This window comes from Bradyrhizobium macuxiense (genome assembly GCF_001542415.1).
GTDB classification, from domain to species: Bacteria; Pseudomonadota; Alphaproteobacteria; order Rhizobiales; family Xanthobacteraceae; genus Bradyrhizobium; species Bradyrhizobium macuxiense.
The window spans coordinates 1-9914 of record NZ_LNCU01000013.1; the positions used below are offsets into that span (position 1 = coordinate 1).

Annotated in this window: 9 protein-coding genes; 3 read left to right on the forward strand and 6 right to left on the reverse strand. The window is 64.4% G+C overall.

Going from position 1 to position 9914, the window contains the following annotated elements; all coding sequences use genetic code 11:
* The first annotated feature begins 42 nt into the window (after positions 1-42).
* On the forward strand, positions 43-1011 hold the full coding sequence (locus AS156_RS02745) for an IS481 family transposase (protein ID WP_066498346.1): 969 nt from the start codon (positions 43-45) through the stop codon (positions 1009-1011).
* Between the two features lie 304 nt (positions 1012-1315).
* Here the strand turns inward: AS156_RS02745 and AS156_RS02750 are convergent, their stop codons facing one another.
* The 6 genes from AS156_RS02750 to AS156_RS02775 form a co-directional block, all read right to left on the reverse strand.
* Positions 1316-2113, reverse strand: a complete 798-nt coding sequence (locus AS156_RS02750) for a tetratricopeptide repeat protein (RefSeq protein WP_245312520.1) — start codon at positions 2111-2113, stop codon at positions 1316-1318.
* 241 nt (positions 2114-2354) lie between these two features.
* Positions 2355-2849, reverse strand: a complete 495-nt coding sequence (locus AS156_RS02755; RefSeq protein ID WP_066499668.1) for a DUF302 domain-containing protein — start codon at positions 2847-2849, stop codon at positions 2355-2357.
* Positions 2850-2899: 50 nt separating this feature from the next.
* Complete coding sequence (locus AS156_RS02760) at positions 2900-3886, reverse strand: fumarylacetoacetate hydrolase family protein (protein ID WP_066499671.1); 987 nt, start codon at positions 3884-3886, stop codon at positions 2900-2902.
* A gap of 45 nt (positions 3887-3931) precedes the next feature.
* Complete coding sequence (locus AS156_RS02765; RefSeq protein ID WP_066499679.1) at positions 3932-5185, reverse strand: CaiB/BaiF CoA transferase family protein; 1254 nt, start codon at positions 5183-5185, stop codon at positions 3932-3934.
* A 2-nt stretch (positions 5186-5187) separates the two neighbouring features.
* Positions 5188-5985: an enoyl-CoA hydratase/isomerase family protein gene (locus tag AS156_RS02770; RefSeq protein WP_245312521.1), complete on the reverse strand. Its 798-nt coding sequence runs from the start codon at positions 5983-5985 to the stop codon at positions 5188-5190.
* 200 nt (positions 5986-6185) lie between these two features.
* Positions 6186-6698 (reverse strand): winged helix-turn-helix transcriptional regulator, encoded by a 513-nt coding sequence (locus AS156_RS02775; protein ID WP_066499682.1) that lies wholly within the window; start codon positions 6696-6698, stop codon positions 6186-6188.
* Positions 6699-6921: 223 nt separating this feature from the next.
* Between AS156_RS02775 and AS156_RS02780 the strand changes: the two genes are divergently transcribed.
* Both AS156_RS02780 and AS156_RS02785 read left to right on the forward strand, forming a co-directional pair.
* Positions 6922-7413: a (2Fe-2S)-binding protein gene (locus AS156_RS02780; protein WP_066499685.1), complete on the forward strand. Its 492-nt coding sequence runs from the start codon at positions 6922-6924 to the stop codon at positions 7411-7413.
* Entirely contained in the window at positions 7410-9782 is a 2373-nt protein-coding gene (locus AS156_RS02785) for a xanthine dehydrogenase family protein molybdopterin-binding subunit (RefSeq protein ID WP_066499688.1), read from the forward strand. The genes AS156_RS02780 and AS156_RS02785 overlap by 4 nt, the downstream gene beginning before the upstream one ends.
* The last annotated feature ends 132 nt before the right edge of the window (positions 9783-9914 follow it).

A 9914-nucleotide genomic window follows, 5' to 3' on the forward strand; every position in this document is an offset into this window, starting at 1 on the left:
AAGCTGAGGTTGCGAAACTTCAGTGTTCCCCGGAGAGACCAGATGAACATCCACAAGAATGCGCCTTTGACGCCGAAAGGTCGAGAGGCGATGGTGCGGAGCGTGATCGAGGGCGGCCTGACGAAGGCCACAGCCGCGCTCCAATTCAATGTGACGGCAAAGACGGTCGCCAAATGGGTCAAGCGCTTCCGCGCATTAGGCGTCGATGGTTTGCGGGATCGTTCCTCGCGGCCTCATTCATTGCCAAGCCAAACCCCGGCAGCCACATGCGCCGCTGTCGAGACGTTCCGCCGGCAGCGCCACACCGGCAAACAGATCGCGCTCGAAGTTGGGGTCTCCGCAGCAACCGTCAGCCGTATCCTGCGCCGACTCGGTTTGAACAGGCTGGCTGCCCTGGAGCCGGCCGAGCCGATCCGGCGCTATGAGCGCCAGCATCCTGGTGAACTGATCCACATAGACATCAAAAAGCTCGGCAAGTTCAATCGGATCGGCCATCGGATCACCGGCGATCGACATGGGTCGAGCAATCTGCGTTCTCGCCGTCAAGGGCCAGGCTGGGAATACGTACATGTCTGCATCGACGATGCGTCACGGATCGCTTTCAGCCAGGTCATGAAGAACGAGCGAAAGGGTTGCGCCATCGCTTTCCTCAAGGCGGCCGTGGCCTACTACGTGAGCCTCGGCGTGAAGGTACAGCGCGTCATGACCGACAACGGCGCGTGCTACAAATCCTTCGCCTTCCTAAGGGCGTGTAAGCGCCTCGGCCTCAAGCACATCCGCACCAGGCCCTATACACCCAAAACCAATGGCAAGGCCGAACGCTTCATTCAAACCAGCCTACGAGAATGGGCCTATGCGCAGGCCTACAACACCTCAGCAGAAAGAGCAGCCGAGTTGCCACGATGGCTTCATTGCTACAACTGGCATCGTCCTCATGGCAGTATCGGCTCAAAGCCACCGATCAGCAGACTCGGATTGACCGGGAACAACCTCTTGAGGCTCCACAACTAGGGCGTCAGGCCTGCACGACTTCGCCGTCCGCATCATGCATGTTCGTCGACCACACAATCCGCGTCCACCGCATCTCACCGCAACACTCGTGACGATCGCGACGCGCCCCTCAATCGGGTGAGACGACCAATTCATACATCAAATCTAATTTCTGATAAACGGAAATATCTTCCGCGCACGGGCTTGACGAGTTTTTCCTGAGTTGCCCGTCGGGTTGATTTGTCGCAGATGCCGACGCCGGATTGTTCTTGCACATGCGCGCATTCACGCGACGCGCCGGCGCCTCTTCATCGCGCGGACTGATCTAGCCCGGCTCGTTGAGGAACTTCGCAACCGCGCTCGGACGGAAGAAGAACCGGCCATGCGAGGATTGAATGAGCGCGTAGATCGAGCGGCCGATCATCTGCGGACGGCCGCGCATGGACTGGCGCAGATTGGCCTCGCCGCCCTCGCGATCGCCCATCTCCAGCAGGCATGCGGCGAAGTCGGCGCGCAGCATGGCATCGTCGGGACGCAGCGCCAGCAGATGACGATAGAGATCCGCGGCAGCAGTATATTCGCCGTCGAGCAGCAGCACGCGCGCCAGCGTGGTCAATATCTCGGGATGCCCCGGCGCGGCGTCGCGCGCCTCGGCCAGGATCGCACGCGCCCGCGCGCGTTCATTGCGGTGAAGCAGCAGGCGGGCGAAGCTGATCTGCAGGTCGACAACGCCGGGCGCCAGTGCAATCGCACCCTCGATGACGGCCACCGCCTCGTCGAGGCGCCCGGCCGCGGCCAACTGGCCCGCCAGTTCCTGGAACGCCGGAAGGAATGGCGGACGGCGCGCGACGGTCCGGCGCAACAGGTCGATCGCCTCGTTGCGACGGCCGGCGCCACCCAGCGCCGCGCCGAGCAAGATCTCGACACCGGCATCCTCGACCCGGCGAACCACCCGCTCCAGCGGTGCGATCGCCGCTTCGCCGCGGTTCTGGGCGATCAGCGCTCGTGCCAGGATCGTTGCGGCGGCGACGTCGGTGCGGTTCGCCTTCAGGACCTCGGCCGCAAGCCGCTCAGCCTCGGCGACCTGCCCCATCTGCAGTGCGAGCACGGCGCGTTGCAGCATCGGGGACTGATTTTGCCCTCGATTGGCGGAGGGAACGGGAGGAGGCTTCGGCATGCGGCCCGTCATCAAATGGTCGACTCAGCCGTTATCACCGGCGCGGCCATAGCGTCCAGCAAAAGTCGGATCAGAAGCGGCAGGCGCCGATGATCGGAAGGGGCGATCCCGGGACGGCTCGAGACCTACGATCCGGGAAAACGTCCCGGCCTCGTCATCGCCGACGGCCTGCTTGGCCGAGGACCCCTCATTCTGCGGCTTCCTGCATGAGCTTCTCGATCTTGGCATCGAGGTCCCGCGCGACGGCCAGCGCGGCGTCGTTGCCGTAGGGAGCGAGAAAGCTCGCCATCCTGTCGTATCCCAAATGCACCCCATCCGGCCGCTCGTCGACCAGCAATGTGATCGGGGCGTAGCTGGCTGCGTCGGGAACGTGCTTGGCCATCTCTTTCATGATCATGGGATTACCCATGAGGAAGCGGACCGCCTTCGGCTGCGCGCGGCCGCTTTCCCTGCGCAACACCGCCCCGATGTCGAGCCGCATGAACAGCATCAGGCCGAGCGCGCTCACGCTTCGCTGCACCAGGCCCTCGAATTCGGCATGCGAGGCGGCGGCTCTGGAGGCCTTGCCGAACTGGGCCATGTCAGGGTGGCCGATGGCGCCTTCAATCGAGGCGATGACGACGTCGAAGGGGTTGGACGAGATCATCGTGAGACGCTCTATTTCGACCTTGCGTATCGTCATCCGGCACTCCACTGGTTGCTTTCGCGTTTTGCTGGAAATGAGCCGACCCGCTAATCCCGGCGCCGCACGACATTGGCGAGTTTCCCGATCTTCTCGATCTCGAGCTCGACCGCATCGCCGTCTTCGAGGAAGCGGCCGGTCTCCAGGCCACAGCCGTTGCCGACCGTTCCCGATCCGATGAACTCGCCGGGCATCAAGGTCTCGTCGCGCGAGACGTAGGCGATGATCTCCTCGAACGAGTGCAGCATGCCGTCACTCGTGGTGTCGCAACGCAGCTCGCCATTGACGCGTACCGACATCCGCAGGCCGTAAGGAGTTCCGATCTCGTCGGGCGTGACGATCCAGGGACCGAGCACGTTGCCGCCGTCAAAACTCTTGCCTTTGGCGGGACCGAGACGTCCCTGCATCTCGACCCGCTGCGCATCGCGGGCTGAAAAGTCGTTGTAGATGGTGAAGCCGAAAATGTGGTCGCGCGCGTTACCTGCGGAGATGTTGCTGGCGCGGCCCTTGGTGATGCAGCCGAGCTCCAGTTCATAGTCCATCAGCCTGCTGTAACGCGGCCATTGCACCACCGCTCCGGGACCGGCAACGCTGAATCGATTGGTGATGTAGTAGATCGGCCTTTCGCGATAGACCGCCGGCAGCTCGCCCAAGGGCTCGGCCTGAAGCCGCGCGACCTCCCGGGCGTCTCCGGACTCCCGGGCGAGCTGGAGCGCCGATCCCCGGACGCCCTGCAGGATGTGGAGGGGAAACGACATCGCGTCGCGCATCTGGCGCGGTACAGGCAGCGGCGCGAGCAGTTCGACGTCCGAGAGGGAATGCGAGAATGATCGCTCGTCGCGGTGAGAGTCGAACAGGGCGCGGGCGTCGTCGAGCGCCCGGTCCCCGCCATCGATCAGATCGAGCATCGATCGGAACGGCCCGACCTCCGATCCGTTGCGCTGTGCCGCCAGCGCGAGATCGAATACCGCCGTATCGGACGCGTGAACGAGTCCGATACGTTGCGCACCGTCGCGAGCAAAGGTTGCCAGTTTCATGGGTCCGTCCATTCCTCGTCAATCAGGCGATCGTGGCGCGATGGCTCACGCCGCCTCGCCGGGCTTCGTCGTTGCCGCCGCGGCCGCCGCGCGCGGGTGCGTGACGAGCACGCCAACCTCGGCGAGCCGCTTCAACTCCGCCTCCGAGATGCCAAGCTCGCGGAAGACCTCGAGATTGTGCTCGCCTTGAAACGCCGGAATGCCAGCCGGCGTCAGCTGCTCGGCCGAGAAATGCCATGGACGCCCGGGCAACCGGTATTCGCCGCCACTTCTGTCAGGCACCTGCTGGACCGCGCCCCAATAGTCGCTCCACTCCGAGGCGGCGAGATCCTTCAGCGACCGGATCTGGCCCATCGCGATCTTGGCTTCATCAAGCTGGGCATCCAGCGTCGCCATGTCGGGGAAGGTCAGCATCCAGGCCTGGATGATCTGATGCAGCGCGCCGAAATTGGCGCGGCGCGCGGCCGCCGTCGCGAATCTCGGGTCGGCCATCAGGTCGACGCGGCGCATGGCGCGAAGCCAAGACGGAAATGTGCGGCTGCCGACGACGCTGGTCGCGACGGTGAAGAATTCGCCCTGCGGCCCGGTGAAGAACGAGCAGTCGGTCGCACCGAGGATCGCGGGCTCGGCGCCGAGATCGTCTCCGGACAGATCGACATGGGCGCGCTCGTTGATCGCCAGCAGCGTGGCGGCCATCGCCACGTCGATATACTGTCCGCGACCGGTGGTCTGCCGGCTGTTCACTGCGGCCAGGATTGCAATTGCGGCCTGAAGGCCCGTGTAGACGTCGGCGTGCGAGAGGCTGTCGGTCCGCGGCTCGCTCAACGCGTCGCCATAGTGACGGACGCTGTTGTCCGTGAATCCGGCCTCCGCCTGCACGGTCGGCGCGTAGGCCATCCGGCTGCGCCACGGGCCGCCCTGGCCGTAGCCGGTGATGGAGGCGTAGATCAATCGCGGATTGCGCTTCGACAAGGTCTCGTAATCGAGCCCGAAGAAGCCGAGCGTCCCGGCGCGGAAATTCTCCACGACGATGTCGGCCGTGTCGCACAGCTTGAGCGCCAGCTCATAGGCACCGGGCAGATTGAGATTGATGCTGACGTTCCGCTTTCCGGCATTCTGCTGGGCGTAGTAGCCTGACATGCCGTCGGTCGAGGGGAACGCGAACCGCGAGACGTCGGGGCTCGGCGGTTCGATCTTGATGACCTCGGCACCGAGGTCCTGCAAGGTGCGCGCGCACAGGGGGCCGGCGAGCACGCGGGAAAAATCGACGACGCGAAGTCCGCTGAGAGGGCCGCTCATGATCAGCGCCCCACGAACTTGGCGAGACCGGGACCGTTCTTGCGGAACGATGCCAGCCCGATCTTCAGATCCTCCGACGCCCAGATCGGCGCCTGCACCCGCGCCATCGCTTCATCCGCGGCAGCGACGCCTTCATTCACGGCGATATGAACGAGTTCCTTGGTGGCGGCATGCGCCAGCGTCGGCCCCTGTGCGAACTCCTGCGCGACCGACATCGTCGCCTGCTCCAGTGACTCTTCCGGCACCGTGAGATTGATCAGCCCCCACTTCTCCAGGGTCGGTGCATCGTACCTGCGCGCCAGCATCGACATCTCCTTGGCACGCGCCGCGCCGATCCGCTGCGCCTGCCGCTGAATGCCGCCGAGCAGCGGATGAAGCCCGAGCGTCGCTTCGACCGAACCGATCTTCGCCGAAGTCGCCGCAACGATGTAATCGCAAGACAATGCGAGCTCGAGGCCGCCGCCGAGGCAGACGCCGTGCACGCTGGCAATCAGCGGAATCGGCAGCAGCTCCATGAAGCGCAGGAACTCGACGCCGCTCAGCCGGCGGCTTTCGTTGGCCTGATCGCCGCTGCCTGCGGCCACGCGCTTCTCGAAGATGTCGAGATCCGCCCCCGCCGAGAAATGCCGCAAGCCGCTCCGGATGACGATCGCGCGGCTGCCCGCCTTCTGGGCGGCCTCAATCTGCTCGACCAGTGCGTTGATCAGCTTGGGTCCGAGCAGGTTATACGGTCGGTAGACCATGGTCAGAATCGAGACGTTGTCGTGATCGTCTCGCGTCACCAGCGCTTCATTCGTCAAGGTCGACTCCCTTTGTGTTTTCTGTCGTTGCTTGTTGCTTGCATTGTCGTTGCGACGCGGTTCCGTCGCTTCTGCTGCGGCCCAGCCAAACGGCCGGGCTGCTCATTTCCGTTCATCAAGCAGATCGCCCGGATCGAGCAAATGATATGATCATCATCATACCAATTCAAGTGACGTATCCTTGACCTTGCCTTCGCCTCTTATTGACCGCGCAGGCCCGCCTTGTTCTCGAACTTTTCGATCCGCCAACGCACCAGGTCGTCGGCGCCGGGTCCGGCCTGCGGCCTGACATCCCTCAACGGCACGACGTCGCCGGATTTCTCATCCACCAGCGCGAGCTTGATCGCGCGTCCGCTGTTCCGATCGACGAACTTGAGCGGCGGCCCTCCCTCGCCGGTGACCGCCCATTTGTCACCGACCTGGGCAAGAGCCTGGATCACCAGGATGACGTCCCTTCCTTTCCTGGTCAGCAGATATTCGTAGCGGTCGGGTCCGCTCTGGTACTGCCGTCGCTCCACCAGTCCGTTGCTTTCCAGATGCTTGAGGCGGTCGGACAATGTCGCGTGGGTGACGTCGGTCGATCGGCGCAAATCCTCGTACCGGCTCAAGCCGAGCGAGATGTCGCGGATGATCAGCACGCCCCAGCGGTCGCCGAGGACGTCCAGCACGCCTGCGATCGAGCACACCATCCCATCGAAACTTTTCGAGCGCATCGGACCTCCGTGAAGGCAGTTCCAGCCTGAGGCCGGCGAGTGTGGGCGCAAACCGGTCCAACAGGAACATAAAAAGACACTTGTCTCATAGCAACTCTTATCATTAGAGTTACTTCCCGACAATGGGCATTCGATCGAAGGCGCCCTCGGGACTTGGCCGCTTGCCGAAGACCCGAACAGGCCGAGCTGCGATTGCCGTCCGCTTCGACCAACAGGAGGTTGGATGTCTGACCCCGACAAGCTTCACGACGTGACGTTCGCGATCAATGGCAAGCAGGCGAGGCTTGCGGTCGAGCCGCGCCGGCTCCTGGTGCACGCCATCCGCGAGGACCTTGGACTGACCGGTACGCATGTCGGCTGCGACACCTCGCAATGCGGGGCGTGCACGGTCGAGATCGACGGGCAGGCGGTGAAATCCTGCACCGTGCTCACGGTTATGGCGGACGGCACGTCGATCACGACGATCGAGGGGCTGACGCCGTCAGGCGCGGCGCTGCACCCGATCCAGGCGGCATTCCACGAACATCATGCCTTGCAATGCGGCTTCTGCACCTCGGGCATGGTGATGAGCGTGCGTCAGCTGCTCCGGGATCATCCGGCACCGAGCGAGGATGACATCCGCCACGGCATCGCCGGCAACATCTGCCGTTGCACCGGCTATCACAACATCGTGCGCGCGGTGCAGTCGGCCGCCGGGAAGGAGCGGCAGCCATGAACGACATCTCCGCAACGCGCTATATCGGCCAATCCCTGAAGCGCCGGGAGGATCATCGCCTCCTGACCGGCAAGGGCCGCTATGTCGACGACATCAAGCTGCCCGGCCTGCTCCACATGGCGATCCTCCGATCGCCGCACGCCCATGCCGATATCAAACGCGTCGATCTCAGCGCAGCCCGTGCGGCCCCGGGTGTCCGGCTGGCGCTGTCGGGCAAGGACCTCGACGGCAAGCTCGGCCCGATCGTTCCGAACTGGATCATTCCCGGCACCAAGGTGCCGTTCCGCGCCGTAGTCGCCATCGATCGCGCGCGCTTCGTCGGCGAATGCGTGGCGCTGGTGGTGGCGGAGACGCTGGCGCAGGCCTATGACGCGGTCGGTCAGATCGACGTCGATTACGAGACGCTGCCGGCCGTGACCGACGAAGTCGCCGCGATCGCCGACGGTGCGCCGCAGCTGCACGACAATGTCCCCAGCAACATCACGACGGTCTACAAGGTGCGTGGTGGCGATTATGCGAAGGCCGCAGTCGAGGCCGACGAGATCATCAAGCTCCGCATCGTCAACAACCGCCTGATCCCGACCTGCATGGAGACGCGCAGCGTCATTGCCGCTCCCGAAGCCGATGACACGTTCACGGTCTACATGCCGAGCCAGGTTCCGCATATGCACCGGCGCTGGATTGCCGAGACCGTCGGCATTCCCGAACATCGGCTGCGGATCGTCGCCCCCGACATCGGCGGCGGCTTCGGCGCCAAGATGCACCTTTATCCCGAGGAGCTGCTCTGCCCTTACGTCGCGCGCGAGTTGGGCGTTCCCGTCAAATGGTGGGAAAGCCGCTCCGAAAGCCATCAGTCGACCAGCCATGGCCGCGCGCACACCGAGGATCTGGAGATCGCGATCAAGCACGACGGCACCATCCTCGGCCTGAAGGTGAGCACGCTCGGCAATGTCGGCGCCTATCTCTCCAACATGGCAAGCGGCGGCCCGACGGTGAACACGGTCAATTTCGGGACCGGCACCTACAAGATCGCCAACTACGAGGCGCTGTCGCGAGTCGTCGTCACCAACACCGTGCCGGTCGATGCTTATCGCGGCTATGGCCGGCCCGAGGGCGCTTATATCGCCGAACGCGCGATCGACGCCGTGGCGCGGCATCTGAAGCTCGACCAGGTCGAGATCAGGCGGAAGAACTTCATCCAGCGCGCCGACTTCCCCTACCGGCCCTATGGCAGCATGGGCGTGATATATGACAGCGGCGACTACCAGAGCCTGATGGAGAAGGCGCTGGCCGCCTTCGATTACGACGGCCGCCGCAAGGAGTGCGAGACGCTGCGCCGCGATGGCGTCTATCGCGGCATTGGGGTTGCCACCTACACCCATATGTGCGGCATGGCGCCATCGCGGCGCCTCGCCGCGAGCGGGTTCGATCGCGGCGGCTGGGAGAGCGCGCGCGTTGCAATCGATTCCAGTGGCCGCGCCACGATCTATTCGGGATCCATGAGCCAGGGCCACGGGCACGTCACCTCGCTGTCGCAGATTGCCGCCGACGTGCTGCAGATCCCGATCGAGAATATCGACGTCATCCAGGGCGATACGCGGCAGGTGCAGGCCGGCCACGGCACGTTCAACTCGCGATCGATGGCGGTTGGCGGCTCCAGCCTCCACGTCTGCTCGCAGCGCATCGTCGACAAGGCGAGGAAGATCGCAGCCGGCATGCTGGAGGTGGACGAGAAGGACGTGGCCTACTCCGGCGGCTTGTTCATCGTCCCGGGCACCGACATCGCGCCGCTGAGCTTCGCAAGGGTCGCGCGCATGGCCTATGTCGGCCACAAGCTGCCCGACGGGCTGACACCGGGTCTCGACGAGACGCTGTTCTACGATCCGACCGGCATGAGCGCGCCGTCCGGCGTGCATCTCGCCTATGTCGAGGTCGACGCCGAGACCGGGCAGGTCAGGATCATCGACTATGTCGCGGTTGACGATGTCGGCACGCTGATCAATCCGTTGCTTGCGGCCGGGCAGATTCATGGCGGCGTAGTGCAAGGCATCGCGCAGGCGATGTATGAGGAGGTCAGCTACGATCCCGATAACGGGCAGCTATTGACCGGCTCGCTGCTCGACTACGCGGTGCCGCGCGCCGAGCACGTGCCGAACATCACTTCGCTGTTCCAGGAGACGCCCTCGCCGACCAATCCGATCGGCGTCAAGGGCATCGGCGAAAGCGGCTCGATCGCCGCTCCGCCCTGCATGGTTCACGCGGTACTCGATGCGCTGGCGCCGTTCGGCATCACCCATCTCGACATGCCGCTGACACCGCCGCGCATCTGGGCGGCGGTGCAGGCCGCACAGACCGGAGCCAGCCGATGATCCCCGCCGCTTTCGACTACATCCGCGCCAGCTCGCTCGCGCAGGCGATGGATCTGCTGCAGCGCGATCCCGACACCACCAAGATCGTCGCCGGCGGCCACACGTTGATCCCGACGCTCAAGCTGCGGCTGG